The organism is Bradyrhizobium sp. USDA 3256, from assembly GCF_054058275.1.
Genome location: NZ_JBSSAE010000002.1, coordinates 7,834,443 through 7,861,015, shown reverse-complemented (window position 1 = coordinate 7,861,015; position 26,573 = coordinate 7,834,443). Strand labels below are relative to the sequence as shown.

The following is a 26,573-nucleotide window of genomic DNA, read 5'->3' as shown; positions in this document are numbered from 1 at the left end:
GGGTCCCGGCTTTCGCCGGGACGACTATGGTGGCCGCCTACAAAATAAACCGGCTCAGGTCGGCGTTCTTGGCGAGGTCGCCGACATGCTTGGTGACGTAGTCGGCGTCGACCTGGATGGTCTCGCCGTGGCGATCGGGCGCGGTGAAGGAGATCTCGTCCAGCACCCGCTCCATCACGGTCTGCAGCCGCCTTGCGCCGATGTTCTCGACCGTGGAATTCACCGCCACGGCGACATCGGCCAGCGCGTCGATGGCGTTGTCGGTGATGTCGAGCGTGACGCCTTCGGTCTTCATCAGCGCGACATATTGCTTGATCAGCGACGCCTCCGGCTCGGTCAGGATCCGGCGCATGTCGTCGCGGGTCAGCGCCTGCAGCTCGACGCGGATCGGCAGGCGGCCCTGCAGCTCCGGCAAAAGGTCCGACGGCTTGGCGATATGGAACGCGCCCGAGGCGATGAACAGGATGTGGTCGGTCTTGACGGCGCCGTGCTTGGTCGAGACCGTGGTGCCCTCGATCAGCGGCAGCAGGTCACGCTGCACGCCCTCGCGGGAGACGTCGCCGCCGGCGCGGTTCTCGCGGACGCAGATCTTGTCGATCTCGTCGAGGAACACGATGCCGTTGTTCTCGACCGCGTTGATCGCCTCCTGCACCAGCTGATCGGTGTCGAGCAGCTTGTCGGATTCCTCGTTGACGAGGATTTCGTGCGAGCCCTCCACCGTCAGGCGGCGGGTCTTGCTGCGTCCGCCCATCTTGCCGAAGATGTCGCCGAGCGAGATCGCGCCCATCTGGGCGCCGGGCATGCCGGGGATTTCAAACATCGGCATGCCGCTGCCGCCCGACTGCGTCTCGATCTCGATTTCCTTGTCGTTGAGCTCGCCGGCGCGCAGCTTCTTGCGGAACGACTCGCGCGTCGCCGGGCTCGATCCCGGGCCGACCAGCGCGTCCAGCACGCGTTCCTCGGCGGCGAGCTGGGCGCGGGCCTGGACATCCTTGCGCTTGCGCTCGCGGGTCTGTGCGATTGCGACCTCGACGAGGTCGCGGACGATCTGCTCGACGTCGCGGCCGACATAGCCGACCTCGGTGAACTTGGTGGCCTCGACCTTGAGGAACGGCGCGCCGGCGAGCTTGGCCAGCCGCCGCGCGATCTCGGTCTTGCCGACGCCGGTCGGCCCGATCATCAGGATGTTCTTGGGCAGAACCTCCTCGCGCAGGGAACCGGCGAGCTGCAGCCGCCGCCAGCGGTTGCGCAGCGCGATCGAGACGGCGCGCTTGGCGTCGGTCTGGCCGACGATGAAGCGGTCGAGTTCAGAAACGATTTCACGGGGAGAGAAGTGAGTCATTGGCTCTAGCTAGGTTGGAATCGCGGTCTCGGCAAGCGGCAGTCCTCCAAGGCATCGTCCTCTAAAGAATCGGCGGCCCGGCCTGCCACTGCCGGATTGTCTCGAACGGGTGGATCAGCATGATGATGTTCAGTGTCAGATTGTCGCGAATGTGAAGCAGCAGCACGGTTTCGAACAAAACGCCGAGCGCGACGGTCGCGGCGATCGGCAGCTTGCGCGCCAGCAGGAAGCCGACAACCATCGCGAGCGTGTCCGACACCGAATTGACGATGGTGTCGCCGTAATAATCGAGCGAGATCGTGCCGGCGCGGTAGCGCTCGATGATCCAGTTGGAGTTTTCGACGAGCTCCCAGCTGCCTTCGATCAGCATCGCGACAATCAGCCGCCCGGGCCAGGCGAGGCGCGGCACCAGGAGGAAGCTCAGACCGTAGAACAGCAGGCCATGCAGCACATGCGACAGCGTGTACCAATCGGCGATGTGCTGCGAATTCTCCGAGCTCATAACCGAGCCGTGCCATAGCTTGACATAGCCGCAGGCACAGATCGGCAGACGACCCATCGCATAGAGCAGCGCCGCCTGCAGCACGAGCAGCGCTGCCGCGATCGCCAGCCAATGCCACGCTGAAACGCCGACGGGCTTGTGCGCGATCGTCATGCGTCGCGCGCCATCAGCAGCGCCGGCCCGTCCGGCGTATCGACCATACCCATCTTCCGAAAACCCGCCTTCTCATAGGCGCGGATCGCGCGCGCATTGGCCGGATCGGGATCGGTGACGATGCGTGGCGCGCCCTGCGCCAGCCGGTCGTCGACAAAGGCGCGGATCAGCGCCGAGCCGTGGCCACCTGCCATCATGCTGGGCTCGCCGATGAAGAGGTCGATCCCGCGCGTGCCCTCCGGCTGGGCCCCGAAGCCGGAATTCCACGCCGTCAGGTCGTAGCACTGGATATAGCCGAGGTCGCCGCCATCGGCCGCGACGATGAACTGGTCCATGGCCGGCTCATCGAGGTCGCTGCTGACCAGTTCATATTGCTCGGCCGGATCGCCCCACCATTGGCGGACATGCGGCAACGCCAGCCACCGCTTGACCAGCGGCAGGTCGGCCGGCGTCATCGGGCGGAAATGATAGGGGCCGGCCATGCTCAGCCGCCGATCGTCTCGATCGTCACATTCCGGTTGGTGTAGACGCAGATATCGGCGGCGATATCCAGCGCGCGGCGGACAATGGTCTCGGCGTCCTTGTCGGTGTCGACCAGCGCGCGGGCCGCGGCAAGGGCGTAATTGCCGCCGGAACCGATCGCCATGACTCCGGATTCGGGCTCCAAAACGTCGCCGGTTCCGGTCAGCACCAGGGAAACGTCCTTGTCGGCCACGATCATCATGGCCTCCAGCCGGCGCAGATAGCGGTCGGTCCGCCAGTCCTTGGCGAGCTCGACGGCCGCCCGGGTCAGCTGCCCCGGATATTGCTCCAGCTTGCTTTCCAGCCGCTCGAACAGGGTGAAGGCGTCGGCGGTGGCGCCGGCAAAGCCGCCGATCACGTCGCCCTTGCCGATCCGGCGGACCTTCCTGGCATTGGCCTTGATCACGGTCTGGCCGATCGAGACCTGCCCGTCGCCGCCGATCACCACCTTGCCGCCCTTGCGGACCGTGCAGATCGTGGTGCCATGCCAGACCGGCAGCTCATTTGGGGATGCTTGCATAGGTTACCTCTCTTCCGGGCAGATTTAGGCGGTCGGGCAGGGGGTTACAATCGGGACGAAATCGGAGCGTTTTCAGGCGAGGTGGCACCGGTTCGCGTGAAGAAAACGCGGCAGAACCAGATCGACAACGAATTCCGGTCACCATGGCCGGAAGTTGGGGCGTTTCGAGGTCATCCCGCAGTAGCGAAGGTGACATCAGCCTGTTAAAAGACCGGCGTTTTCGGCACGGGAAAGCTCAATTTTCATGCGCACCGCAACCATCAAGCGCAAGACCAAGGAGACCGACATCGAGGTGACGGTCAACCTCGACGGAGCAGGCGTATCCACGGTTTCGACCGGGATTGGCTTCTTCGACCATATGCTCGACCTCCTGGCCCGGCATTCGCGCATCGACATCACGGTGAAGGCGGATGGCGATCTCCATGTCGATTACCACCACACCACCGAAGACGTCGGGATCGCGCTCGGGCAGGCCGTGAAGCAGGCGCTCGGCAACATGGCCGGCATCACCCGCTACGCCTCGATCCACATGCCGATGGACGAGACGCTGTCGCGCGTCGTGATCGACATTTCCGGCCGCCCGGTGCTGGTATTCAAGGCCGAATTCCCGCGCGACAAGATCGGCGAGTTCGACACCGAGCTGGTGCGCGAGTGGTTCAACGCCTTCGCGATGAACGCCGGCGTGACTCTGCACGTCGAGACCCTATATGGCGAGAACAGCCATCATATCGCCGAATCCTGTTTCAAGGGTCTGGCGAGGGCGCTGCGGACGGCAATTGCGATCGATCCGCGTGCCCAGGGCGAAGTGCCCTCGACCAAGGGTCAGCTCGGCGGCTGATCTCTGGAGCATGATCCGGAAGAGTGGATGCCGGTTTTCCGAAAGATCATGCTTTAAATAAGAGTCCATCCTCGGCGGAGCGTTCGATGCCGGTCTATACAGTGCATGCCCCCGTGGCCAACGGCGCCGATCTCGCGGCGGCCGACAAGTTCGTCTTCGTGCGCGACGGCTTCCATTTCTGGGCCGCGGTTGCGGGCGTGATCTGGCTGGCCTGGCATCGGCTCTGGCTGGCGCTGATCGGCTGGTTCGTTCTGACTTTCGTGATCGATTACGCGCTGGCCAAGCTTGGCGTCGGCCGTAGCGCGATCTTCTTCGTCGACCTGGTGCTGATGGTGTTGCTCGGCCTCGAGGCTGCGACCCTGCAACGCTGGACGCTGTCGCGGCGCAGGTGGCGCCAGATCGACATCGTCGTGGGCGACGATGCGGAGGCAGCCGAGCGCCGTTTCTTCGCGCGCTGGACCGCGCGGCATCGCGGCGCTGTCAACGACCAGCGGTCCGTCGATCGCGGCGCGCCGCCCCCGACCCGCGACATTCCGGGTCAGTCATTTTCAAAAGCCCCGCCGATGCCGCAGGGCGGCATCATCGGATTGTTTCCAGAGCCAGGAGGATCGCGATGACCGTTGCAATCATCGATTACGGCTCCGGCAATCTGCATTCGGCCGCCAAGGCCTTTGAGCGCGCCGCACGCAGCGTGGAGGATCCGCAAGCCATCAAGGTGACGCGCGATCCCGACGCAGTGTATCGCGCCGATCGCATCGTGCTGCCCGGTGTCGGCGCGTTCGCCGATTGCCGCCGCGGCGTCGACGCGGTCGACGGCATGCTGGAAGCGCTCACCGAGGCGGTGCGGGTCAAGGCGCGGCCGTTCTTCGGCATCTGCGTCGGCATGCAGCTGATGGCGACGCGCGGCAAGGAGCACGTGATCACCGAGGGCTTCAACTGGATCGGCGGCGATGTCGAGAAGATCGAGCCGCGCGACGTGAGTCTGAAGGTCCCGCATATGGGCTGGAACACGCTCGACATGGTGCGCGAGCATCCGGTGCTGGAGCGGCTGCCGCTCGGGCCGAAGGGACGTCACGCCTATTTCGTGCACTCCTATCACCTCAACGCCGCCAATGAGGCGGACGTGCTCGCGCGCGCCGACTATGGCGGGCCGGTGACCGCGATCGTCGGCAAGGACACCGCGATCGGCACCCAGTTTCACCCCGAGAAGAGCCAGCGCTTCGGCCTCGCTTTGATCGCCAATTTCTTGAAGTGGAAGCCGTGATTCTCTTTCCAGCGATTGATCTGAAGAACGGCCAGTGCGTGCGCCTGGAGCAGGGCGACATGGCGCGCGCCACCGTGTTCAATCTCGATCCGGCGGCGCAGGCGGCGAGCTTTGCCGCGCAGGGCTTCGAATATCTCCACGTCGTCGATCTCGACGGCGCCTTCGCCGGCAAGCCGATGAATGCGCATGCGGTGGAGGCGATGCTGAAGGCCGTCACCATGCCGGTGCAGCTCGGCGGTGGCATCCGCGACCTCAAGACCATCGAGGCCTGGCTCGACAAGGGCATCACGCGCGTCATCATCGGCACCGCCGCGGTGCGCGATCCCGAGCTCGTGAAGGGCGCGGCGAAGACATTCCCCGGCCGCGTCGCCGTGGGCCTCGATGCGCGCGACGGCAAGGTCGCGGTCGAAGGCTGGGCCGAGACCTCGCATGTGACCGCGCTCGAGATCGCACAGCGCTTCGAGGATGCCGGCGTCGCCGCGATCATCTTCACCGACATCGCCCGCGACGGCCTGCTCAAGGGTCTCAACCTCGATGCGACCATTGCGCTTGCCGATCGCATCTCGATTCCGGTGATCGCCTCCGGCGGCTTTGCCTCGATCGACGACGTCAAGGCGCTGCTGGAGCCGCGCGCCAAAAAGCTCGCCGGTGCGATCGTCGGCCGCGCACTCTATGACGGACGGCTCGATCCGGCCGCTGCCCTTCAGCTGATCCGCGGCGCGTAGGAGGAGATCATGTTCAAGGTTCGCGTGATCCCCTGCCTCGACGTCAAGGACGGGCGCGTGGTCAAGGGCGTCAACTTCGTCGATCTGCGCGACGCCGGCGACCCGGTCGAGGCCGCGATCGCCTATGACGCCGCTGGTGCCGACGAGCTCACCTTCCTCGACATCACCGCCACCCACGAAAACCGCGGCATCATGCTGGATGTGGTGCGGCGGACCGCGGAGGCCTGCTTCATGCCGCTGACCGTGGGCGGCGGCGTCCGCACCGTTGACGACATCAAGACCCTGCTGCGCTCCGGCGCCGACAAGGTCTCGATCAATTCGGCGGCCGTCAGCCGGCGCGAGTTCGTCAAGGAAGCGGCCGAGAAATACGGCGAGCAGTGCATCGTGGTCGCGATCGACGCCAAGCGGGTCAAGCGCGCCGGCGGCTCGGACCGCTGGGAGATCTTCACCCATGGTGGACGGAATGCCACCGGGATCGACGCCATCGAATACGCCCAGGAGGTCGTCGCGCTCGGCGCCGGCGAAATCCTGCTGACCTCGATGGACCGGGACGGCACCAGGCAGGGCTTTGACCTGCCGCTGACCCGGGCGATCGCGGACAGTGTCCCCGTACCGGTCATCGCGTCCGGTGGTGTCGGCAATCTCGACCACCTGGTCGACGGCGTCCGCGAGGGTCACGCCACCGGTGTGCTGGCCGCGTCGATCTTCCACTTCGGGGAATTCACCATCCGCCAGGCCAAGGATCACATGGTGCGCGCCGGCCTGCCGATGCGGCTCGATCCCTAGCGTGAGCGTGGTCCGGAAAAGTGGAAACCGGTTTTCCGAAAAGACCACGCTCAAACGGAGTGGTTGAGGACTCCTTGTCACAAAAATGCTAAGTCCCCACCTGAGGGATGGCACCCGTGCGGTGCCGCTGTGCATGCTTGAGTTGAGTTGATGTCGCGTTTCACGGTCCACGATCTGGCCGCCACCATCGACGCCCGCGCTGCAACGGGCGGTGAGGCGTCCTACACCCGCAAGCTGCTCGACAAGGGCGCGGAGCATTGCGCCAAGAAATTGGGCGAGGAAGCGGTCGAGACCGTGATCGCCGCGGTCGAGAATGACCGCGATCACCTCATCGCGGAAAGTGCCGATCTCGTGTTTCACCTGCTGGTTCTGTTGAAATCCCGCGGCGTGAGGCTGGAGGATGTCGAGGCCGCGCTGGAGAAGCGCACCTCGATGTCGGGACTGGAAGAGAAGGCGTCGCGCAAGCGCGACTAGCGCAAATGATCGAGCGCATCGAGAGGGGCGGCCTCATGGACATCCGGGCACCAGATCAACAGTACAACCCCTACCGCATCTTCACGCGCCAGCAATGGTCGCATTTGCGTGACGATACGCCGATGACGCTCGAGCCGGGCGAGTTCGACCGCCTGCGTTCGATGCACGACCGCCTCGATTTGCAGGAGGTCGAGGACATCTATCTGCCGCTGTCGCGGCTGCTCTCGATCTATGTCGATGCGACGCAGCGGCTATATTACTCGCAGCGCCAGTTCCTCAACATCCGCGACCGCAAGATGCCCTACATCGTGGGCGTCGCCGGGTCCGTCGCGGTCGGCAAGTCGACCACGGCACGCGTGCTGCAGGCGCTGCTGGCGCGCTGGTCGCCGCGGCCGAAGGTCGACCTGATCACGACCGACGGTTTCCTGTTTCCGAATGCGGTGCTCGAGCGGCAGGGCATCATGCAGAAGAAGGGCTTCCCGGAAAGCTACGACCTGCCGACGCTGCTGTCGTTCCTCAGCGACATCAAGGCGGGGCGGCGCCGCGTGCGCGCGCCGGTCTATTCGCATCTGACCTACGACATCGTGCCGAACAAATGGGTCGAGATCGACCAGCCGGACATCCTGATCGTCGAGGGCGTCAATGTGCTGCAGACCGGGCGGCTGCCGCGCGACGGCAAGGCGGTGCCGTTCGTTTCCGACTTCTTCGATTTCTCGGTCTATATCGACGCCGACGAGGCCGTGCTGCGGGAGTGGTACATCAAGCGTTTCCTGGCGCTGCGCGACACCGCGTTCACCGATCCAAGATCCTACTTCCACCGCTATGCGCCGCTGTCGGACGAGGAAGCCACGGCGACCGCGATCGCGATCTGGGAGCGTACCAACCTCGCCAATCTCGAGGACAACATCCTGCCGACCCGCCCGCGCGCGACGCTGATCCTGAAGAAGGGCGCCGACCACGTGGTGCAGTCGGTCGCGCTGCGCCGGCTGTAAGGTTTGATCCGCCAAAGCTGACCACATCAACGGCGTCGTCCCGGCGTAGGCCGGGATCCATACTCTGCGGCCCCTGCAAAAGGCACGCGGCGAGACGGTCGCTCACCAATTGGCATTCGTGGTTATGGGTCCCGGCCTTCGCCGGGACGACGCGGGGTTAGGTGGCGCACTACGCCGCGATATGCCGCGCGGCGGCGAGGCCCGCAAGCGCTTCTTCCAGCTTTTCGCGGTCGAGCGGCTTGATCAGAAAACCGTCCATGCCGGCTTCGAAGCAGGCATAGCGGTCCTCCACCAGGGTATTTGCCGTCAGTGCCAGGATCGGGGTCCGGCGGACGGATTGCGCCGCTTCATGGGCGCGGATCTGCTTGGTGGTCTCGATGCCGTTGAGGCGCGGCATCTGGATATCCATCAGCACGAGATCATAGGGCGTGCCGGCCGAGGTCGCCGACAGCCAGGACTCCATCGCCTGCTCGCCGTTGGTGGTGATGACCACGTTATGGCCGAGCCGGGTGAGCAGCGAGCGCATCAACAGCGCGTTGATCTCATTGTCCTCGGCGACCAGGATCGAGAGCCCCTTGTCCGGCAACGCGGATGCGGGCGCAGTGGGTGCGGACTCGGCGGCCGCCTCGATCGCGAGGCTCGGCGCCGCGATTTCCGGCGATGCGGTCAGGCGCGCGGCGAGCGACGACGCGCGCAATGGCTTCACCAGGTAGCCGGTGAACATGGCTGACTCGGAGGCCGAAAGGTCCTGCCGCGTCGCCGGCGTGAACATCACGATGCGATGGGTTGCATGGAGGCGGGCGGCGTCGGCAAATGCCTCCATCGCCGGGGTGCCGAGCGTGTGGTCGATCAGGGCCGCGTGCCAGCTCCGCTCTGGCAGCAGCGCCTCGGCGACGTTGGCATCCGACACGATGCAGGTCTGCGCGCCCCAGCGCTGCAACCGCCGCGAGATCAGCGAGACCTCGATGCTGTGCGGCGCCACCAGCATGATCGACTGTCCCGTCAAGTCGGGCGCGGCGAAGCCGCTGGCCTCGCCGGTATCGGCGGCGACGAGCGGGATTGACACCTCGAAGGTCGAGCCGGCGCCCGGCGTGCTTGCGAGCGTGATGCGGCCGCCCATCCGCTTGATGATGCGGTCGCTGATCGAAAGGCCGAGCCCGGTGCCGCCATAGCTGCGCGCGATCCGGTCATCGGCCTGCTCGAACTCCCGAAATATACGCTGCTGCGCTTCCGGTGCGATGCCGATGCCGGTGTCGCGGACCAGGAAGCTGATCTCGTTCGGCCAGATGCCGGGCTCGACGATCAGCGCCACGCCACCGGTCGCGGTGAACTTGATGGCGTTGCCGGCGAGATTGAGCAGCACCTGCCGCAGCCGCGCGGCGTCGCCGGTCACCTGCATCGGCAGCCGTTCGTCGACATAGGCGGCGATCTCGATGCCCTTGGTCTGCGCGCGCGGCGCCAGCAGCTCGGTGATGTCCTCGATCAGGCCGGACAGCGCGAACGCGCGGTGTTCGAGATCGATCTTGCCGGCCTCGATCTTGGAATAATCGAGCAACTCCTCGATCAGCGCGAGCAGCGCGTCGCCCGACGTCTTGACCGCCTTGACGTAGGTCATCTGCTCCGGCGTCAGCTGCGTATCCATCAGCAATCCGCTCATGCCGATGATGCCGTTCAGCGGAGTGCGGATCTCGTGGCTCGCCATCGCAAGAAAGCGCGACTTGGCGCGGTTGGCGGCGTCGGCCTGATCGCGCGCTTCGGTGAGCGCGCGCTCGCTCTCGGTGCGGTCGGTGACGTCGCGGCCGACGCTCTGCATCTCCGCGGGCGCGCCGGCATCGTTGCGCACGAGGCCCTCACGCCAGGCGATCCAGCGTGGCCCGAGCGGTCCCTCGATCTTCTGGTCGTAGACCCGCGTGCCGTTGGATTCGAGCGCGGTGTCGCCTTGCTCGAGCACCTTCAGCGTGGCGTTGCTGCCGATCAATTCGCTGCGGGGCCTCTGCGCCAGCTCGCAATAGGCATCGTTGGCATAGGTGATGAGCCCGTCGAGGTCGCGCAGCACGATCAGATCGTCCTGCGCCTCGAACAGGGTAGAGGCGCGCTGCTCGGCCTCCTGCAGTTCCCAGTTGCGGTCGGCCATCGCTTCATTGTGCATGGCGATGGTGCGCAGCCGCTTGCGCATCAGCCGCAGGCGGATGCCGAGCGTCACGATCCAGAGGCAGGCGAGCGCGAACAGGAAGCTGACCCCAATCGCGAATGCATTGGGATCGTAGCCGCTTTGTTGCGAGAGCGCGCCCGAAATGAACCCGAAGGCGCTGCCGAACGCGACGGAGAAGATCGTGAACGAGCGGACGATCGTCGCGACCCAGGAATGGCGCCGGAGGAAGCGGCGAAGGCGCAACTTGATCCGGAAGAAACGCCCCATCAATGGTGACCTTGAGACAGCTTGATCTGGCGCTGACGATGCGTCGGCCAGCTTGCAAAGTGCTTGAAGTTGGTGGCCATTTCGCGCCGCCCTCAGAACAAGGTTAGCGGGGGGTTAATTCCGCCATGACCCGGTTCGGGACGCGCGTGTCAGGTTCCGGCGATGCGGCTTCAAGGCGGCGGTGTCCGCCCCGGGCGCTGACGATCAGGGCCGCGGCATCGCGCACCGAGAACGTCTTCGACTGCACGAAGACACGGTAGTCGGACGGACCGTCATCATGCGTCAGATAGATGACGGGGCCGGTTGCCGAGGCATCGCTGGAAATCCCGATCAGCTGCGCCGCCGCGCTGCTCTCGCAGGCGCCGGCCTCGGCATCGTCGATGTCGTCGATCACGGTGAAGTCGGCGGCGTCGGCGCTGTCGGCGATCTGGACCCGGACGGTGGCTTGGCCGGGGTCGTCAGTGAAGCTGACGTGAAGTTGCGCCAGCCAGGGGACCGATGCGATCTGCATCGCGGCGCCGCCCACCTCGATGCAGGGCCGGGGGCCCGGCAGGAATTCGACGCGGGCAAGGACCGCGGCCACGGCAAGGGGGACCACCGAGGTCAAAATCTTCAAACGCAACATGACACAACTCGCTCGACCCAAGCTTGCCGCCGATCGCGGTGCTTATGGTTTGCGGAGCGTAAACAAAACTCGTTACCGCCGCGTTGACGCGGGGCATTGCGGCACGAATCGGGACGGGGCTGCGCTTCGGATCACGCGGCGCGGCGCACATCGTCGGCCAATGCACGATAGGACAGCGCTTCGGCAAGGTGCAGCCGGCCGATCGTCTCGGCGCCGTCGAGATCGGCAAGCGTGCGCGCCACCCGCAGCACGCGGTGATAGCCGCGCGCGGTGAGGTGCATGGTGTCGGCGGCCTCGCGCAGCAGCTTCTGCCCATGCGCGTCGGGCTGCGCGATGGTCTCGAGCAGCGAGCTCGGCGCTTCCGCATTGGTGCGGACATGCGGCATGCCGGCAGCCGCATAGCGAGCGAGCTGGATGTCGCGCGCGGCCGCGACGCGGGCGGCAACCTCGGCCGATCCTTCCGCCGGCGGCGGCAGGATCAAATCCGCCGCAGTCACGGCGGGCACCTCGATCCGCAGGTCGATGCGATCCATCAGCGGGCCGGAGATCCGCATCTGGTAGTCGGCGGTGCAGCGGTCGACAGGTGCGCGCTTGCAGGAATAACCGGGCTCATAGGCGTGGCCGCAACGGCACGGGTTCATGGCCGCGACCAGCATGAAGCGCGCCGGATAGGTGACGCGGTGGTTGGCCCGGCTCACCGATACCTCGCCGTTCTCCAGCGGCTGGCGCAGCGAATCCAGCACGCGCGGATCGAACTCCGGCAATTCGTCGAGGAACAGCACGCCCTGATGCGCCAGCGAGATCTCGCCCGGCTTGGCGCGCATGCCGCCGCCGGTCAGCGCGGCCATGCTGGCGGAATGATGCGGGCTGCGGAACGGGCGTCGCGCGGTCAAGGCGCCGTCACGGATCTCGCCGGCAACCGAGGCGATCATCGAGACTTCGAGCAGCTCCGACGGCGACAGCGGCGGCAGGATCGAGGGCAGTCGCGCCGCCAGCATCGATTTGCCGGCGCCGGGCGAGCCGATCATCAACAGATGATGACCGCCGGCGGCGGCGATCTCGAGCGCGCGTTTCGCGCTCTCCTGGCCCTTGATGTCACGCAGGTCGAGCAGCGCTTCCTCGCGCTCATGCACCTTCGGCTGCGGGCGCGACAGCACCTGCGTGCCCTTGAAGTGGTTGGCGATCTGGATCAGCGAGTGTGCCGCGATGATCTGGATGTCCGGACTGGCCCAGGCGGCTTCCGAGCCGCAGGCGGCCGGGCAGATCAATCCCTCGTCGCGCGAATTGGCGCCGATTGCCGCGGGCAGCACGCCCGCCACCGGCGCGATCGAGCCGTCGAGCCCGAGCTCGCCGAGCACGGTGAAGCCGTTCAGCGCATCCGGCGGGATCGCGCCGATCGCCGCCATCAGGCCGAGCGCGATCGGCAGGTCGTAATGGCTGCCCTCCTTGGGCAGGTCGGCGGGCGCGAGGTTGACGGTGATGCGGCGGGCAGGAAGCGCGAGGCCGGAGGCGATCAAGGCCGAACGCACGCGTTCGCGGGCTTCCGACACCGCCTTGTCGGGCAGGCCGACGATCGCGAATGCCGGCAAGCCCGGCGCGACCTGAACCTGCACGTCGACCGCGCGGGCCTCGATCCCCTCGAATGCGACGGTGGAAACGCGCTGGACCATGCTGCCCCTATTCTTCCGCAATCGAAGGTAGCGGAACCGGGCGGCAAGTGACAATTATGTACTTTACAAACCCAATGACCTAGGGTAGATTATTGGCATTGGTTAGTTATTTTGGTTGTCGCCATGTCGATCCTTGCAAAGCCTTATTTTCACAACGAAAAATCCGCGTTCCGGCATCTTGAAAAGCTGCTCTGGGCGGATGGCGTTGTGTGCCCGCATTGCGGCGTTGTCGGGAAAGCGGGCCGTTTGGAGGATGTGAAGGGCAAGAACGGCAAATCCCGGCTTGGCCTCTGGAAGTGCTACGAGGGCAAGTGCCGCAAGCAGTTCACCGTCCGGGTCGGTACGGTGTTCGAGCACTGCCGCATTCCGCTCCACAAATGCTTGCAGGCGGTGCACCTGATCGCGTCCAGCAAGAAGGGCATTTCCAGCCACCAGCTGCACCGCATTCTGGAAGTCCAGTACAAGAGCGCGTGGTTCTTGGCGCACCGTATCCGCGAAGCAATGCGCGATGGCTCCCTGAGCCCTCTGGGTGGCGCTGGCAAGGTAGTGGAGTCGGACGAAACCTATATCGGCCGTCTACAGGGTCAGAAGAAAAACAGCCGTGGCGGTGCGGCGCATAAGAACATCGTGCTTACGCTGGTTGAGCGCGGCGGCTCCGCGCGCAGCTTCCATATCGACAGCACGTCGATTGCCGATATTGCGCCGATCCTGCGTGCCAACATCAGCCGGGAAACCAAGCTGATGACGGACGAGGCGCTGCACTATCGTCAGGTCGGCCGCGAGTATGCGAGTCATGACGCGGTGAACCACGGGCAGGAAGAATACGTTCGCTATCAGGACGGTGCCGAGACGATCACGACGAATACCGTTGAAGGCTACTATTCGATCTTCAAGCGCGGCATGAAGGGCGTTTACCAGCACTGCGGCGAGAAGCATTTGCATCGCTATCTGGCGGAGTTCGACTTCCGCTACAGCAACCGCGTTGCACTTGGAGTGGACGATCAGGATCGCGCCGAGAAAGCCATCCGTGGTGCGACTGGCAAGCGACTCACGTATCGTGCCGCTGATCGCTCACCGACCCGGTAAGCTGGAGCGGCGAGCGAATCGAATGCGCGCCAAGGGCGAACAGCTGGTGTTCGCTTTCCTGCGGCGCGAAAAGTGATTCGCAGTCAATAGGTTAGCTAACTACTTGATTCGACAGCGAGAATCTGGTACAGAATCACGAGGCAGGCAACGCCGGAAGAAACCCGAGTCATGCTTTGCATGACAGCCGTATGGATGCCTCACCGCGACGGTGAGACTACAAACCAGCGGTGTCCTCAGGGTCCGGGGGCCTGCCTCACTTTTTGTAGTGATCGAAAATGCGTCTCTGCTCAGGGGTCGCGCGGCTGAGAAAGTTGTCGGGCATCAGCTTCAGTCCGTAGTCAAAAACCTGACCGTTGCGACCTCGCGCCATACGCGGCTCCAGTGCGATTGCTGGAGAGACGTCCGAGCTGGTAACAGACTGATAGAACGACGAAGCGATTGAATCGCTCAATTGAAGGCCTGCACGTTCGGAATTGTCGATGGCTGCGATCTGGTGAATTGGATCTACCACGGACCATTTGAGATCGCCCCGCCGCAAAAATAATGCGTTCGCTTTGCTCTGCATTCTGAGCCAACAAAGATACGCTTGTAGATGCCCGTATCTCAGGCCCTTACGGCGTGCAAATTCAAGCCGGACAGTGCGCGGCTCTCCATAGTCGCGGTAGGATCGCTGCTCGCAGAAGTCGGTTACGCGTTCTAATAGGAGGCGCGTAATCCACCAGTAGAACCAGGTTCGGCCGGCAAGCGCCGAAGCAGCTTCCGCCTTCTTGTTCCGGTAGCCGTGCATATTGGCTTTGTTCGAGATGACCGCAAAGCAGCGAACTGGTAGTTTAGCGATGCTGGCGCAAACCATTGCGCGCCGCCAATCGTCTAGGGGCTGAAAATGCAGCGTCCGGCGCTGTTCTAAGCGAATCTGCTTTAGGATATCGCGCACCCAAACGGTCTCGCGCTGAGCTTCCGAGCGGACAACCAAGGCGGAGAGAACGAACCATTCGCTCGCGCCGTTCGGATCGATCGGACGAACACTGGCGACTCCATCATCGCCAGATTCGTCAATGTACGCCACGTAGGAAACTTTAGGCATGGCTGTCAAAAAGTCTCAAATCGAGAAGTTTAAGCAAGCCGCCCGCGACCTCGAAGCGGACGACAACGAAAAGCGGTTCAATGAGAGGCTGGGCAGGATCGCCAAACAGAAACCAAAACCGCCCGCGAAAAAGCGCAAAGCCAAATGACCGGTCTTAGTTCTTTGGTCCCGGAGGCGCTGGCGATGGATTCACTGCCCTGCCTGCGGCGAGTGCTTTGAGATGTTGAAGCGGCTGCTGGAGCGCCTGCACTATCTCTGCTGCACCCGTCGGCGAAATCGCAAGGCGAGTGGTGATGTAGGCGTTGGGGATTTGGGCGGTCATTCCGGGCTGTACTGCCTCAGCTGGAACGTGCCTCGTGTCTCCCAAGGTCAGGAGAATGGTCCCTTCAATGTCCATCTGTACGGTGACCACCTTATTGATGAAGACCGGTCTGACCGATGGATCGTCCACGATTTTGGGGATCGGATGGTTTGGGTTCACGGCGCGCGAATCTCCGGTTGAGTCGACTCGGTTGTAACAACCTGCGTGACTCATGATCCAGAGCGGCGATTTCGTAAAATCGAATCCTACTCAACCCACTATAAAATAAGGCTTATCCACCGTTTGGGTGTGCAAAGTGCACAATCCCGGCGGCAAGTGCAAGAACATTACAAGAACGTTCGCGGCGCCGAGGGCTGGTCGCCCGGTGCCAATTCACCGCGCGGCGCATTCGCTTCCGGCCGGCGCGGAAGCGTCAGGCGTCGCTCGCGATGACGCGCGCCTCGCGCGATCGAACACAGCTCGCGTCGTCGACAACTGCAGGAATCATTTTCAAGAATCATTCCAGCACGACGGGCATCGCGCGCTTATTGTCGCAGCGTGTCGTCGATTTGCTTGCTGTTTCAGTGATCGCACACTGATCGCGCGCGCAGTCTCGATCTATTCCAACTGCCGAGGTCTGTACTCGCGAGCCCCGCGCTGTAGAGCCGGATCACAAATCCATCCAGGCTGACATCAGGGGCGCCTTCGCGTGATCGATCGACTTGCTTCGCATTCCACCCGTCAACATCCAGCGCTGCGAACGATCGGTCTGTGTACCGCTGCCGTCCTTGCCGCAGGTGTCACGATCGAACGCGCCGACGCGCAATCGGAACTGCCGCCGGTCAGCGTGGATGCACCTCAGCAGCGCGCGATCACTGCGAATGCAAAACCGGTTCGTCGTCCAGTGACCGCACGCGCGAGCCGCGCCAATCGTGTGGCTCGATCCCAGCAGGCGACGCCGCCAGCGGCGGCACGATCCGGTGCCGGCGCCGGTGAGCGAGCCGGCGGTCCGGTGGTTGGGTTCGTTGCCACGCGTTCGGGCTCGGCGACCAAGACCGACACGCCGCTGATCGAAATCCCGCAATCGATCTCGGTCGTCACGACGGACCAGATCAGGAACCAGGGTGCGGAATCGGTGGGCGCGGCATTGCGCTACACCGCCGGTGTCAGCGGCGACGTGAATGGCGGATCGGACACCCGCTTCGGCGGCCTGCAGATCCGCGGCTTCGACATGACGATGCCGGGACTCTATCTCGACGGCCTGCGGCTGCCGAGCAGCAACTATGTGCACTTCCTCGGGCTCGATCCGTACGGAGCCGAGCGTCTCGAGGTCCTGAAGGGGCCATCGTCGGCGATGTTTGGCGGCAGTGGCACCGGCGGCATCCTCAACTATGTCAGCAAGCTGCCGACTGCACGCGAGTTCGGGGAAGTGTCGCTGTCGGGCGGCAGCTTCAACCGCTATCAGGGCGAGTTCGATATCGGCGGCCGCGCCAACAAGGAAGGAACGGTGTTGTGGCGCCTGACCGGCGTCGCGCGCGATGGTGAGACCCAGGTCGACTACACCAAAGACAATCGCGTCTTCATCGCGCCCGCCGTCACCGTGAAGCCGAACGAGGACACCACGATCACCTTCCTCGCGAACTACCAGAAGGAACGCACCGGCTGGGGCCTGCAATTCCTGCCGCCGTCCGGCACCGTCTGGGCCAATAACGGCCGCTACATTCCGAATACGCGCTTCGTCGGCGAGCCCGGCTTCAACCAGTTCGACACCGAACAATCCTCGGTCGGCTACATGCTGTCGCACGACATCAACGACGCGCTGACCTTCCGCCAGAACCTGCGCTATTCGTGGATGCACAACGAGCAGAAGAGCTTCTACGGCACCGGTTATGCATCGGCCGCCGACGAGGCCGCGGGCCTGCTGTCGCGCGGCGGCGCCGGCGGCAGCTCGACGATCGATTCCTTCGCGGTCGACAACCAGCTGCAGGGCAAGTTCGTCACCGGCATGCTAAGCCACACGACGCTGTTCGGCGTCGATTACCGCAACACCTCGTTCCGCGACATGGCCTCGAGCTACAGCACCGGCAAGCTCAACGTCTTTGCGCCGGTCTATACCAACACCTGGACCAACAACGGACCGTATGACGACACCGGCATCAAGCAGTCGCAGGCCGGCCTCTATCTGCAGGACCAGATCCAGCTCGGCCGGCTGTCGTTCCTGCTTGGCGGGCGGCAGGATTTCGTCACCACGGACCTCGACAACAATCTCGCGAAAACGTCGACGTCGACCGACGCCTCGGCATTCACCGGCCGCGCCGCTGTCATGTACAATTTCGACAATGGCATCGCGCCCTATTTCAGCTATTCGGAATCATTCCTGCCGGTGCTGAGCGTCAATGCCGCCGGCGAGCTGCTGAAGCCGGAAAGCGGCGTCCAGTACGAAGTCGGCGTCAAGTACCAGCCGGTCGGCATCAACGCGCTAATCACGCTGGCCGCCTTCGACCTGACCCGATCCAACGTCGTCACCTACGCCCCGCCGTTCTATTTCGCGGAGCAGACCGGCGAGGTCAGGTCGCGCGGCGTCGAGCTCGAAGGCACCGCGACGCTGGTCGAGGGCGTCAACATCCGCGGCGGCTACGCCTATGTCGACGCGGTCGTCACCAAGGATCCAGTCAATGTCGGCAAGGCGCCGACCACCGTGCCGCTCAATCGCTTCTCGCTGTGGGGCGATTACACCGTTCAGGGCGGCCCGCTCGCCGGCGTCCAGTTCGGGGGCGGCGTCCGCTATGTCGGATCGACGTTCGGTGACGACGCCAACACCTTCAAGGTGCCGGCATCCACGGTCGTCGATGCGCTCGTCGCCTATACCAGGGACAATTATCGCCTCTCGCTCAACGTCACCAACCTCGCCGATACGCGCTACGTGGCAGCCTGCTACGGCAACACCAGCTGCTTCTACGCGGAGGGCCGCAAGGCGATCGCGAAGCTGACCTATCGCTGGTGATCACCCCACAACTTGCTGAAATCCCCATGAGACCCATCTTCGGACGACTGCATCGCTGGGCAGGCCTTCTCACCGCGGCCTTCCTGTTCTTCTCGGGCATCACCGGCGCGATCATCTCGTGGGACCACGAGATCGACGATGTGCTCAACAGGAAGCTGTTCGAGGTGACGAGCTCCGGACCCGCGATCCCGTCGGTCGAGCTCGTCCGGCTGATCGAGCAGCGCGATCATCGCGCCCGGGTCGTCCACATGTTCATGACGGCGGAAAAAGGAGAGTCGCTGTGGTTCTTCGTGCTGCCGCGGATCGATCCGGCGACCGGCACACGTTACGCGGTCGACTACAACCAGGTCTTCCTTGATCCGAACACCGGCGTCGAGCTCGGACGCCGCTATTGGGGCGCGGTCTGGCCGGTGACCCGCGAAAACTTCGTCTCGTTCCTCTACAAACTGCACTACACGATGCATATCCCCGAATTCTGGGGCAGCGATCGCTGGGGCATGCGCTTCCTCGGCGTCATCGCCGTGATCTGGACGATCGATTGTTTGGTCGGCTTCTACCTGACCCTGCCGTCGCGGCGGCGTGCAAAGGCGGAACGGGCGTCGGTGATATCAGGCCGGCGCGGCAAGGGTTTCTGGACCCGCTGGGCGCCGGCCTGGAAGATCAAGACCTCAGGCAGCGCCTATCGAATCAATTTCGACATTCATCGCGCCTTCAGCCTGTGGACCTGGGCCTTGCTGTTCGTGATCGCATTCACGGCATTCTCGCTGAACCTCTATTTTGAGGTGTTCTCGCCGTTGATGAAGACCGTGTCCAACTACACGCCGACGCCCTACGAGCAGCGACCATACCGTCATCTTGACGATCCGATCGAGCCAAGAATGACCTACGCGGAGATCGCCACGCGGGCCGCGGCCGACGGCAAGGCCCGCGGCTGGATCACACCGATCGGTTCGATCAATTATGGTCCGGCCCACGGCGTCTATGCGGTCGCATTCTTCGAGCGGGGCGACGAACACGGCGCCGCGGGCGTCGGGCCGGCGCAGCTTTACTACGACAGCGAGGACGGCCGTCCGCTCGGCGAGCGGCTGCCATGGGTCGGCACCGCGGCCGACGTGTTCGTGCAGATGCAGTTTCCGTTGCATTCCGGCCGGATCGCCGGGTTGCCCGGGCGCATCCTGATCTCGCTGATGGGATTGGTGGTCGCGGCGCTGTCGGTGACGGGCGTCGTGATCTGGTGGCGCAAACGTCGTGCGCGGATTGGCGCGCGCGAGACGATGCGCACTCGCTCCGAGAGCCGCCTTGCGCCGGCCGAATAGGCCGGTCGTCCCGTGGTCTCATTACACCGGGCGGCAAATGCATTCGGGAGCGGCGGCGGCCGCTCCCGAGGCAGTCCATCTTCGCAATCAGCCCGTCACAGGTTCATCTGCATCGGCTCTGGATAGTAGTGGAAGCCTTCGCCGACCTTGGCGACGTGGCCGTAGCCCGGCCAGGCGAAGTGATAGGACATCACGGCCGTCTTGTTCGCGGCCAGCATCTCCAGCAGCTTGACCCGCGACGCGGCCGCCTGCTTCGGATCGGTGTCGTAGGAGAATTCCATCCGCGGACGCTCCAGCAGCAGCACCGCGTGATGCGAGAGGTCGCCGAGGAACGCGAAGGATTTGCCGCCCGAGCTCACCATGAAGATGGTGTGGCCCACGGTGTGGCCGGGCGCTGCGATTGCCGTCACGCCGGGCAGGAATTCCTGGCCGTCCTTGAAGAACACGATGCGGTCGCGCACCGGCAGCAGGTTCTTGCGGGCATGCACGATGAAATCCTTCAACGGGCTGCCCATCTTGCCTTCGTCGGTCCAGAACTCGAGATCGCTCTGGGCGATGTAGTACTGCGCATTCGGAAACAGCGGCTTGTCGTCGGCGCCGACAATGCCGCCGATATGATCGATATGCGCGTGCGACAGCACGACCGCGTCGATGTCCTCCGGCTTGATGCCGGCTTCCTTCATGCTCTTCTGCTGCCGGCCGGTGGTCGGACCGAAGGCCTTCGAGGTGCCCATGCCGGTATCGAACAGGATCAGCTTGTCGCCGGTGTTGACGATCGGCGAATTCTGCTCGAGCACGACATTGTCGGGCGAGAGGAAGTTGTCGGAGAGCATCTTCTTCACCTCCTCCTTCGGCACACCTGTGAAGGTGCCGGAGGGGTCGCCGAGCGGAAGCGGCCCGTCGGATACGACGGTCACTTCGGCTTCGCCGAGCATGAAGCGGTGCCAGTAGGGTGTCTGCGTGCCGAGCTTCGGCGCGCGTGCCTGTGCGGTGCCCCCGAGCAGGGTGCTGGCGCCGAGACCGGCACCGAGCGCGAGCAAGGATCGTCGTGAGACATTGAGCGTCATAACGTCTTCCTCCACAATTTTTATGATATTTTCGCGTTGTTGCCCGCGCGTTGACCCGCTGCTTGACCTGACGCAGGCAAGAGGATGCTGCCCTCGCCTGCGCAAGCTGGCAAGAAGAATAAGGAGAACGCATGCGTGGTCGAACGCCGACTGGATTTCAGCCGGCTGTGCGGCGCACAAGGGAGGGTTATCTGGCGGCGCGCTTCTTCTCGATGGTATCCCAGATCATCGCCGCGACGTCGGGGCCATTGAGCCGCTGGATTGCGCGGATGCCGGTCGGCGAGGTGACGTTGATCTCGGTGAGGTTGCCGTCGATCACGTCGATGCCGACGAACAGCAGGCCGCGTTCGCGCAGCGCAGGTCCGAGCGTGGCGCAGATCTCGCGCTCGCGATCGGAGAGCTCGGTCGCAGCGGCTGCGCCGCCACGGACCATGTTGGAGCGCAGATCGTCCGCCGCCGGCACGCGGTTGACGGCGCCGGCGAACTCGCCGTCGACCAGGATGATGCGCTTGTCGCCATGCTTCACCTCGGGGAGGAAGCGCTGGATCACCCAGGGCTCCTTGAACGTGACGGAGAACATGTCGAACAGCGAGCCGAAGTTCATGTCCTGCGGCATCACGCGGAAGACGGCGGCGCCGCCATGGCCGTGCAACGGCTTCATGACGACGGCGCCATGCTGGTCGCGGAATGCGTTGATCTCGTCGAGATCGCGCGAGATCAGGGTCGGCGGCATCAGCTGCGGGAAATTCATCACGAACAGCTTTTCCGGCGCGTTGCGCACGCTGGCCGGGTCGTTGACGACCAGCGTCTTCGGATGGATGCGCTCGAGGAAATGAGTCGAGGTGATGTAGGCGAGGTCGAACGGCGGATCCTGACGCAGCAGCACGACGTCGAAGCCGTTGAGCGCCTCGCGCTTCGGCTCGCCCAGTGTGAAGTGATTGCCGACCTCGTCGCGCACGGTGAGAGGCTGCACCGGCGCCACCAGCTCCTCGCCGCGCAGCGATAGCTTGTCGGGCGTGTAGTAGGAAATGCCGTGGCCGCGTTTCTGCGCCTCGAGCAGCAGCGCAAAGGTCGAATCGCCGCGAATATTGATGCGCGCGATGGGATCCATCTGGACGGCGATCTTCAATTTCATAGGCATGTTCCGCGAGGTCTGAGGATAACGTTAAGGGCTTGCATCGAATGCCGCTAACAGATGGCGCGGCAGGCTCTTCGGCGCAATCAGCACGGCGTCGAATCTGAGCTCAAATTCGGCATGTTCGGGATGCGCCATCAGCCAGGCCTGGGCGGCATTGATGATGCGCAGCTGCTGGCGCGGCGTCACCGCATAGGCGGCGTCGTCGAGACTGGCACGGGCCTTGACCTCGACGAAGGCCAGCAGATTGCGCCGGCGCACCACCAGGTCGATCTCGCCAAAGGGGGTACGGAAGCGTCGTGCTAGGATGCGATAGCCCTTGGCGATCAGAAGGGCTGCGGCGCGGCTCTCCGCCGAGATGCCGGTCCGGAACGCCGCGACGCGCTCGGGCGAGGCGCTGTCAGTCTTCGCCATTGCCGTCCCCGATGGTCTTCGCAAGCTCGAGGGCACGGGCATAGACCTCGCGGCGCGGCCGGCCCGACAGTTCGACCGCATGGGCAACCGCATCCTTGACGCTGCCGCGGCCGAGCTGCGCCCGCAGCAGATCGTCGAGCGTATCCTGGTCCATCACCCCGGCATCATCGGCCGGAGGTCCGATGACCAGCACGAACTCGCCGCGTGTTTCCAGCGCGTCCGCGCTTGCCGCCAGCTCGGCGACCGGCGCGCGCGTGATCTCCTCGTGCAGCTTGGTCAGCTCGCGGCAGATCGCGGCATCGCGGCCGGCCATGATCGTGGCGAGATCGCGCAGCGTGTCCTGTACGCGATTGCCCGATTCGAACATCACGAGCGTCGAATCGACCCTCGCCAGCTCGTTGAGCCGGGCGCGACGCGCGTGCTCCTTCGCGGGCAAAAATCCCTCGAAGAAAAACCGGTCGGTCGGCAATGCCGCGACCGACAACGCCGTCAGCACCGATGATGGCCCCGGCACCGCGATGACGGCATGCCCGGCGGCGCAGACGTCGCGCACCAGCTTGAAGCCGGGATCGGAGATCAGCGGCGTGCCCGCGTCCGAGACCAGCGCGATCGCGGCGCCCTGCGCCAGGCGCTCCAGGATCTTGGGGCGGGCCTGGGCCGCATTGTGCTCGTGGTAGAGCGCGAGCTCGGCGGCGATCGCATAGCGCTCGGTCAGCCGGCGCGTGATCCTTGTGTCCTCGCAGGCGATGACGTCGACACCGGCCAGCGTTTCCAGCGCGCGCAGGGTGATGTCGGCAAGATTTCCGATCGGGGTCGCGACCAGATGGAGCCCGGGTGCAGCCCTTGGCGCGGCCAATTGCTGGCCGCCGATCGAAAAGGTTCTGGCCGCAGCGCCTGTCGTGGCATCCGAACTGTGGAGGGAACTGGCTTTTGCGCGCATAATTCCAATCTAGAGGGATGGCAGCGCTTGCGCCACATCCGCAAACGGCGGTGACGGAACGCTGCCTGACGGGGAAATGGAGGCCCGCGGGGCCATAATCCTTTTGTTTTAGTTAACTATTCGCCGAGAATATGCCTGAATCCACCCGCCTCATCAGAGCTGGATGGAGTCCTGGCTGATCACGGTCGGCCAAGAGAAGAGAGACGATGGAAGGCCCGCATCACCGCAAGTCCCCGCCGTCGGGCACCACCCGGCGGACCGCGCTCGGCCTCATCGTGGGCGCGCCGTTGCTGACGGCGTGTTCCGGCGTGCAGCAGAGCTTGAGCCAGTTTTCCACTCCGTTCGGCGGCAACCAGGAAGGCGGTCCCGCCGGACCGCAGCAGCAACCGCAGGCGGTCGGCACCGGGCAGGTCAAGATCGGCCTGATCCTGCCGCTGTCGGCTTCCGGCAATGCCGGGCTTGCCGCCCAGTCGATGCGGAACGCGGCCGAAATGGCGCTGGCGGAATTTCAGAACCCGAACATCCAGCTCCTGATCAAGGACGATGGCGGCAGCCCGCAGGGCGCATCGCAGGGTGCCCAGCAGGCACTGTCCGAAGGCGCCGAGATCATTCTGGGGCCGCTGTTCGCAGGCTCGGTGCCGGCCGTCGCGCAACTGACGCGGCCGCGCGGAACCTCGGTGATCGCGTTCTCCACCGATTCGAGCGTGGCCGGGCGCGGCGTCTATCTGCTGAGCTTCCTGCCCGAGTCCGATATCAACCGCATCGTCGACTACTCGGCGGGGATCGGAAAGCGCTCGTTCGCCGCGATGGTGCCGGACAATGCCTATGGCAACGTGGTCGAGGCCGCGTTCAAGCAGGCGGTCGGCCGCAAGAACGGCCGCGTCGTCGCATTCGAGAAATATGGCGCCGATCGCGCGACGCCGGCGCGAACCGTGGCGCAGGCGCTCGGCCAGGCCGATGCGCTGCTGATCGCCGACGATGGTGATTCGGTCGTCGCGACCGCCGATGCCTTGACCGCAGCCGGCGCCAACCTGCGCAACATCCAGCTGCTCGGCACCGGGCTGTGGGACAATCCGCGGGTGTTCGCGAGCCCCGTCTTGCAGGGCGGCCTCTACGCCGCGCCCGATCCGTCCGGCTTCCGCAGCTTCGCCGGCCGCTACCGCAGCAAATATGGCGGCGAGCCGGTGCGCACCGCGACGCTTGCCTATGATGCGGTGGCGCTGATGGCGGCGCTCGCACGCACGCAAGGGGCGCAGCGCTTTGCGCCGGAGACGCTGACCAATCCGTCCGGCTTTGCCGGTATCGACGGTTTGTTCCGCTTCCGCTCCGACGGCACCAATGAGCGCGGCCTTGCGGTCATGAAGGTGGCCTCAGGCGGCAGCACGCCGGTCGCAGGCTCGCCGAAGAGTTTTGGCGCCTAATTTTCGTCGGGCGGTCAAGCTGCCTTGTCGAGCGCCGGCACCCGCCGGCTCCTTTGCATGGGGTTGTTTTCGATATTTTGGCAGCGTGCACCTAAAGCATGATCCGGAAAAGTGCGAAGCGGTTTTCCGAAAAGATCATGCTCAAACAAAGAGCTAAGTCGCGATGACGATTCAACCTAATCTCATCATGCTTTAGGCGGCGAGATCCGCAACGACCGCGTCGAGCACCGGGAATCCCGACTTGGTCACGCGGAGCCGTCCGTCGGCGTCGACGGCGATCGCGCCTTCCTCGCGCAGCGTCGCGATCCGGTGCGGGTCGAGCTGGCGGCCGGAGAGCTTCGCATAGCGCTTGGGATCGATGCCCTCGGCGAGCCGCAGCCCCATCAGCAGAAACTCGTCGGCGCGCTCTTCGCTGTTGAGGCTGTCATCGCTGACAACGCCGTGACCGCGCTCCTCGACGTTCAACAGCCAAGCCTCGGGGCGCCGCTCGGTTGCGGTCGCGTGCCTGACGCCATCGATGTCGAGCCTTCCATGTGCGCCGGGGCCGATGCCGGCATATTCCTCACCGCGCCAGTAGACGAGGTTGTGCTTGCACTCCGCGCCGGCGCGGGCGTGATTGGAGATCTCATAGGCCGGCAATCCCTCGCGGGCGCAGACCTCCTGCGTCACGTCGTAGAGCGCGCGCGCGGTCGCTTCATCCGGCGTCTGCAATTTGCCGGCGGCATGCAGTCCGAAGAACGGCGTGCCTTCCTCGATCGTGAGCTGGTAGAGCGACAGATGCTCGGCCGCTTCCGAGATCGCCTGCTTCAGTTCATCGGCCCACATCCGCGGCGTCTGGTCGGGGCGGGCATAGATCAGATCGAACGAGTAACGGTCGAACGCAGCGCGCGCGATCGCGACCGCGTCGAGCGCCTCGCGGGCGGTGTGCAGGCGGCCCAGCGCCTTCAGCGAGGCGTCATCGAGCGCCTGCACGCCCAGCGAGACGCGGTTGACGCCGGCTGCGCGATAGCCGCGAAAGCGCGTCGCCTCGACGCTGGTCGGATTGGCCTCGAGCGTGACCTCGACATCGCGCGCCACCGTCCAGTGCTTGGCGATGGCATCGAGCACGGCACCGACGGTCTGCGGCTGCATCAGCGACGGCGTGCCGCCGCCGAGGAAGATCGAGGACACCTGCCGCCCCGGCACGCGCGCGGCGGTCGTCTCGATCTCGCGGGCGAACGCGCGCACGAAACGCTCCTCGTCGACCGGCGCATGCCGCACGTGGCTGTTGAAATCACAATACGGGCATTTCGACAGGCAGAACGGCCAGTGCACGTAGACGCCGAAGGCTTCTCGGTCAGCGTGGCTCAAGGCAGATCTCCGCGAGCTTCACGAAGGCGCGGGCGCGATGCGACAGGCCGAGCCCGAGCGGCGGCAGGCCGTGCTTCTCGATGCTGGTCATCTCGCCGAAGGTCCGCGTGTAGCCATCCGGCAGGAAAGCCGGATCGTAGCCAAAGCCGGCACTGCCACGCGGCGGCCAGACCAGGGTTCCATCGACGCGGGCCTCGACCTCCTCGAGATGATCGTCGGGCCAGGCCACGCACAACGCCGACACAAAGTGCGCCTTGCGCCGGTCCGGTGCGGTGGCGCCGCGTTCCTGCAGCAGCCGCTCGATCCGCGTCATCGCCGCCATGAAGTCCTTGCCCTCGCCGGCCCAGCGCGCCGAGTAGATCCCGGGCGCGCCGTCGAGCGCGTCAACCACGAGGCCGGAATCGTCGGCGAAGGCGGGCAGTCCGGTCGCCTTCGCAGCCGCGATCGCCTTGATCGCCGCGTTGGCGCGAAAATTGTCGCCGGTCTCCTCGGGCTCGGCGAGATCGAGCTCGCCGGCCGACACCACCTCCACGCCGTGCGGCGCCAGCAGTTCCCGCATCTCGGCAAGCTTGCCGGGATTATGGGTGGCGATGACGAGCTTTCCGGTGATTCGGCGGTGCATG

Annotated in this window: 26 protein-coding genes; 12 read left to right on the top strand and 14 right to left on the bottom strand. The window is 64.7% G+C overall.

The genetic code is table 11. The features are described from left to right. Positions 1–37 precede the first annotated feature (37 nt). The 4 genes from hslU to hslV all read right to left on the bottom strand — a co-directional run bounded on the left by hslU (position 38) and on the right by hslV (position 3,039). Positions 38–1,342 carry an ATP-dependent protease ATPase subunit HslU gene (gene hslU, locus ACVWY5_RS39040; protein ID WP_016841472.1) on the bottom strand — a complete coding sequence of 435 codons (1,305 nt, stop codon included), beginning with the start codon at positions 1,340–1,342 and terminating at the stop codon, positions 38–40. Between the two features lie 61 nt (positions 1,343–1,403). Next, positions 1,404–1,997 (bottom strand): DUF2585 domain-containing protein, encoded by a 594-nt coding sequence (locus ACVWY5_RS39035; RefSeq protein ID WP_028335800.1) that lies wholly within the window; start codon positions 1,995–1,997, stop codon positions 1,404–1,406. Further along, on the bottom strand, positions 1,994–2,479 hold the full coding sequence (locus ACVWY5_RS39030; protein WP_028335799.1) for a GNAT family N-acetyltransferase: 486 nt from the start codon (positions 2,477–2,479) through the stop codon (positions 1,994–1,996). The genes ACVWY5_RS39035 and ACVWY5_RS39030 overlap by 4 nt, the downstream gene beginning before the upstream one ends. Before the next feature lie 2 nt (positions 2,480–2,481). Then, positions 2,482–3,039, bottom strand: coding sequence for an ATP-dependent protease subunit HslV (gene hslV, locus ACVWY5_RS39025; protein WP_028335798.1), 558 nt, complete (start codon positions 3,037–3,039; stop codon positions 2,482–2,484). Between the two features lie 244 nt (positions 3,040–3,283). Between hslV and hisB the strand changes: the two genes are divergently transcribed. From hisB to coaA, 7 genes are all read left to right on the top strand, one after another. After that, on the top strand, positions 3,284–3,877 hold the full coding sequence (gene hisB / locus ACVWY5_RS39020) for an imidazoleglycerol-phosphate dehydratase HisB (protein WP_016841476.1): 594 nt from the start codon (positions 3,284–3,286) through the stop codon (positions 3,875–3,877). Between the two features lie 86 nt (positions 3,878–3,963). Then, complete coding sequence (locus ACVWY5_RS39015) at positions 3,964–4,494, top strand: DUF2628 domain-containing protein (RefSeq protein ID WP_028335797.1); 531 nt, start codon at positions 3,964–3,966, stop codon at positions 4,492–4,494. After that, a complete protein-coding gene (gene hisH / locus ACVWY5_RS39010; protein ID WP_028335796.1) occupies positions 4,491–5,141 on the top strand; it encodes an imidazole glycerol phosphate synthase subunit HisH in 651 nt (216 codons plus the stop codon). The genes ACVWY5_RS39015 and hisH overlap by 4 nt, the downstream gene beginning before the upstream one ends. Then, complete coding sequence (gene hisA, locus ACVWY5_RS39005) at positions 5,138–5,866, top strand: 1-(5-phosphoribosyl)-5-[(5-phosphoribosylamino)methylideneamino]imidazole-4-carboxamide isomerase (protein WP_028335795.1); 729 nt, start codon at positions 5,138–5,140, stop codon at positions 5,864–5,866. The genes hisH and hisA overlap by 4 nt, the downstream gene beginning before the upstream one ends. A 9-nt stretch (positions 5,867–5,875) precedes the next feature. After that, positions 5,876–6,652, top strand: coding sequence for an imidazole glycerol phosphate synthase subunit HisF (gene hisF / locus ACVWY5_RS39000; RefSeq protein ID WP_028335794.1), 777 nt, complete (start codon positions 5,876–5,878; stop codon positions 6,650–6,652). A gap of 150 nt (positions 6,653–6,802) precedes the next feature. After that, positions 6,803–7,126, top strand: a complete 324-nt coding sequence (locus ACVWY5_RS38995; protein WP_028335793.1) for a phosphoribosyl-ATP diphosphatase — start codon at positions 6,803–6,805, stop codon at positions 7,124–7,126. Between the two features lie 35 nt (positions 7,127–7,161). Then, positions 7,162–8,118 (top strand): type I pantothenate kinase, encoded by a 957-nt coding sequence (gene coaA, locus ACVWY5_RS38990; protein ID WP_026192056.1) that lies wholly within the window; start codon positions 7,162–7,164, stop codon positions 8,116–8,118. A gap of 169 nt (positions 8,119–8,287) precedes the next feature. Here coaA and ACVWY5_RS38985 read toward each other — a convergent pair whose 3' ends face one another. The 3 genes from ACVWY5_RS38985 to ACVWY5_RS38975 form a co-directional block, all read right to left on the bottom strand. Further along, entirely contained in the window at positions 8,288–10,537 is a 2,250-nt protein-coding gene (locus ACVWY5_RS38985; RefSeq protein WP_028335792.1) for a PAS domain-containing hybrid sensor histidine kinase/response regulator, read from the bottom strand. A gap of 103 nt (positions 10,538–10,640) precedes the next feature. Beyond that, a complete protein-coding gene (locus tag ACVWY5_RS38980; RefSeq protein ID WP_051376239.1) occupies positions 10,641–11,162 on the bottom strand; it encodes a hypothetical protein in 522 nt (173 codons plus the stop codon). Between the two features lie 131 nt (positions 11,163–11,293). Beyond that, positions 11,294–12,832 (bottom strand): YifB family Mg chelatase-like AAA ATPase, encoded by a 1,539-nt coding sequence (locus ACVWY5_RS38975; protein WP_028335791.1) that lies wholly within the window; start codon positions 12,830–12,832, stop codon positions 11,294–11,296. 123 nt (positions 12,833–12,955) lie between these two features. Here ACVWY5_RS38975 and ACVWY5_RS38970 point away from each other — a divergent pair, with 123 nt between their 5' ends. Then, positions 12,956–13,918 carry an IS1595 family transposase gene (locus ACVWY5_RS38970; RefSeq protein ID WP_028335790.1) on the top strand — a complete coding sequence of 321 codons (963 nt, stop codon included), beginning with the start codon at positions 12,956–12,958 and terminating at the stop codon, positions 13,916–13,918. A gap of 253 nt (positions 13,919–14,171) precedes the next feature. On the opposite strand, the gene ACVWY5_RS38965 is transcribed toward ACVWY5_RS38970, so the two are convergent. After that, positions 14,172–15,002, bottom strand: coding sequence for a DUF3800 domain-containing protein (locus tag ACVWY5_RS38965; protein ID WP_038377714.1), 831 nt, complete (start codon positions 15,000–15,002; stop codon positions 14,172–14,174). Here ACVWY5_RS38965 and ACVWY5_RS38960 point away from each other — a divergent pair. The 3 genes from ACVWY5_RS38960 (at position 15,001) to fsrB (ending at position 19,623) form a co-directional block, all read left to right on the top strand. Next, complete coding sequence (locus ACVWY5_RS38960; protein WP_321176968.1) at positions 15,001–15,150, top strand: hypothetical protein; 150 nt, start codon at positions 15,001–15,003, stop codon at positions 15,148–15,150. The genes ACVWY5_RS38965 and ACVWY5_RS38960 overlap by 2 nt on opposite strands. Before the next feature lie 1,165 nt (positions 15,151–16,315). Beyond that, a complete protein-coding gene (locus ACVWY5_RS38955) occupies positions 16,316–18,307 on the top strand; it encodes a TonB-dependent siderophore receptor (protein ID WP_028335787.1) in 1,992 nt (663 codons plus the stop codon). A gap of 26 nt (positions 18,308–18,333) precedes the next feature. After that, a complete protein-coding gene (gene fsrB / locus ACVWY5_RS38950) occupies positions 18,334–19,623 on the top strand; it encodes a siderophore utilization protein FsrB (protein ID WP_028335786.1) in 1,290 nt (429 codons plus the stop codon). Positions 19,624–19,718: 95 nt separating this feature from the next. On the opposite strand, the gene ACVWY5_RS38945 is transcribed toward fsrB, so the two are convergent. The 4 genes from ACVWY5_RS38945 to rsmI all read right to left on the bottom strand — a co-directional run bounded on the left by ACVWY5_RS38945 (position 19,719) and on the right by rsmI (position 23,179). Then, a complete protein-coding gene (locus ACVWY5_RS38945; protein ID WP_028335785.1) occupies positions 19,719–20,690 on the bottom strand; it encodes an MBL fold metallo-hydrolase in 972 nt (323 codons plus the stop codon). Positions 20,691–20,877: 187 nt separating this feature from the next. Beyond that, positions 20,878–21,825 (bottom strand): glutathione synthase, encoded by a 948-nt coding sequence (gshB, locus tag ACVWY5_RS38940; protein WP_028335784.1) that lies wholly within the window; start codon positions 21,823–21,825, stop codon positions 20,878–20,880. Between the two features lie 30 nt (positions 21,826–21,855). Beyond that, on the bottom strand, positions 21,856–22,239 hold the full coding sequence (locus ACVWY5_RS38935) for a YraN family protein (RefSeq protein WP_028335783.1): 384 nt from the start codon (positions 22,237–22,239) through the stop codon (positions 21,856–21,858). Then, the gene (gene rsmI, locus ACVWY5_RS38930) at positions 22,226–23,179 is read right to left on the bottom strand and encodes a 16S rRNA (cytidine(1402)-2'-O)-methyltransferase (protein WP_028335782.1); all 954 of its coding nucleotides are present in this window, start codon (positions 23,177–23,179) and stop codon (positions 22,226–22,228) included. The genes ACVWY5_RS38935 and rsmI overlap by 14 nt, the downstream gene beginning before the upstream one ends. Positions 23,180–23,385: 206 nt before the next feature. On the opposite strand from rsmI, the gene ACVWY5_RS38925 reads away from it, so the two are divergent. Next, positions 23,386–24,600, top strand: coding sequence for a penicillin-binding protein activator (locus ACVWY5_RS38925; protein ID WP_028335781.1), 1,215 nt, complete (start codon positions 23,386–23,388; stop codon positions 24,598–24,600). Between the two features lie 192 nt (positions 24,601–24,792). On the opposite strand, the gene hemW is transcribed toward ACVWY5_RS38925, so the two are convergent. Further along, positions 24,793–25,950, bottom strand: a complete 1,158-nt coding sequence (gene hemW / locus ACVWY5_RS38920; protein ID WP_028335780.1) for a radical SAM family heme chaperone HemW — start codon at positions 25,948–25,950, stop codon at positions 24,793–24,795. Beyond that, complete coding sequence (gene rdgB, locus ACVWY5_RS38915) at positions 25,937–26,572, bottom strand: RdgB/HAM1 family non-canonical purine NTP pyrophosphatase (RefSeq protein ID WP_028335779.1); 636 nt, start codon at positions 26,570–26,572, stop codon at positions 25,937–25,939. The genes hemW and rdgB overlap by 14 nt, the downstream gene beginning before the upstream one ends. Between the last annotated feature and the right edge of the window lies 1 nt (position 26,573).

What these genes read in the sequence shown, in the direction of transcription:
- hslU (WP_016841472.1), bottom strand. Translation starts at nt 1,342, where the DNA reads ATGACTCACTTCTCTCCCCGTGAAATCGTTTCTGAACTCGACCGCTTC.
- ACVWY5_RS39035 (WP_028335800.1), bottom strand. Translation starts at nt 1,997, where the DNA reads ATGACGATCGCGCACAAGCCCGTCGGCGTTTCAGCGTGGCATTGGCTG.
- ACVWY5_RS39030 (WP_028335799.1), bottom strand. Translation starts at nt 2,479, where the DNA reads ATGGCCGGCCCCTATCATTTCCGCCCGATGACGCCGGCCGACCTGCCG.
- hslV (WP_028335798.1), bottom strand. Translation starts at nt 3,039, where the DNA reads ATGCAAGCATCCCCAAATGAGCTGCCGGTCTGGCATGGCACCACGATC.
- hisB (WP_016841476.1), top strand. Translation starts at nt 3,284, where the DNA reads ATGCGCACCGCAACCATCAAGCGCAAGACCAAGGAGACCGACATCGAG.
- ACVWY5_RS39015 (WP_028335797.1), top strand. Translation starts at nt 3,964, where the DNA reads ATGCCGGTCTATACAGTGCATGCCCCCGTGGCCAACGGCGCCGATCTC.
- hisH (WP_028335796.1), top strand. Translation starts at nt 4,491, where the DNA reads ATGACCGTTGCAATCATCGATTACGGCTCCGGCAATCTGCATTCGGCC.
- hisF (WP_028335794.1), top strand. Translation starts at nt 5,876, where the DNA reads ATGTTCAAGGTTCGCGTGATCCCCTGCCTCGACGTCAAGGACGGGCGC.
- ACVWY5_RS38995 (WP_028335793.1), top strand. Translation starts at nt 6,803, where the DNA reads ATGTCGCGTTTCACGGTCCACGATCTGGCCGCCACCATCGACGCCCGC.
- coaA (WP_026192056.1), top strand. Translation starts at nt 7,162, where the DNA reads ATGGACATCCGGGCACCAGATCAACAGTACAACCCCTACCGCATCTTC.
- ACVWY5_RS38985 (WP_028335792.1), bottom strand. Translation starts at nt 10,537, where the DNA reads ATGGGGCGTTTCTTCCGGATCAAGTTGCGCCTTCGCCGCTTCCTCCGG.
- ACVWY5_RS38980 (WP_051376239.1), bottom strand. Translation starts at nt 11,162, where the DNA reads ATGTTGCGTTTGAAGATTTTGACCTCGGTGGTCCCCCTTGCCGTGGCC.
- ACVWY5_RS38975 (WP_028335791.1), bottom strand. Translation starts at nt 12,832, where the DNA reads ATGGTCCAGCGCGTTTCCACCGTCGCATTCGAGGGGATCGAGGCCCGC.
- ACVWY5_RS38970 (WP_028335790.1), top strand. Translation starts at nt 12,956, where the DNA reads ATGTCGATCCTTGCAAAGCCTTATTTTCACAACGAAAAATCCGCGTTC.
- ACVWY5_RS38960 (WP_321176968.1), top strand. Translation starts at nt 15,001, where the DNA reads ATGGCTGTCAAAAAGTCTCAAATCGAGAAGTTTAAGCAAGCCGCCCGC.
- ACVWY5_RS38965 (WP_038377714.1), bottom strand. Translation starts at nt 15,002, where the DNA reads ATGCCTAAAGTTTCCTACGTGGCGTACATTGACGAATCTGGCGATGAT.
- fsrB (WP_028335786.1), top strand. Translation starts at nt 18,334, where the DNA reads ATGAGACCCATCTTCGGACGACTGCATCGCTGGGCAGGCCTTCTCACC.
- ACVWY5_RS38945 (WP_028335785.1), bottom strand. Translation starts at nt 20,690, where the DNA reads ATGACGCTCAATGTCTCACGACGATCCTTGCTCGCGCTCGGTGCCGGT.
- gshB (WP_028335784.1), bottom strand. Translation starts at nt 21,825, where the DNA reads ATGAAATTGAAGATCGCCGTCCAGATGGATCCCATCGCGCGCATCAAT.
- ACVWY5_RS38935 (WP_028335783.1), bottom strand. Translation starts at nt 22,239, where the DNA reads ATGGCGAAGACTGACAGCGCCTCGCCCGAGCGCGTCGCGGCGTTCCGG.
- rsmI (WP_028335782.1), bottom strand. Translation starts at nt 23,179, where the DNA reads ATGCGCGCAAAAGCCAGTTCCCTCCACAGTTCGGATGCCACGACAGGC.
- ACVWY5_RS38925 (WP_028335781.1), top strand. Translation starts at nt 23,386, where the DNA reads ATGGAAGGCCCGCATCACCGCAAGTCCCCGCCGTCGGGCACCACCCGG.
- rdgB (WP_028335779.1), bottom strand. Translation starts at nt 26,572, where the DNA reads ATGCACCGCCGAATCACCGGAAAGCTCGTCATCGCCACCCATAATCCC.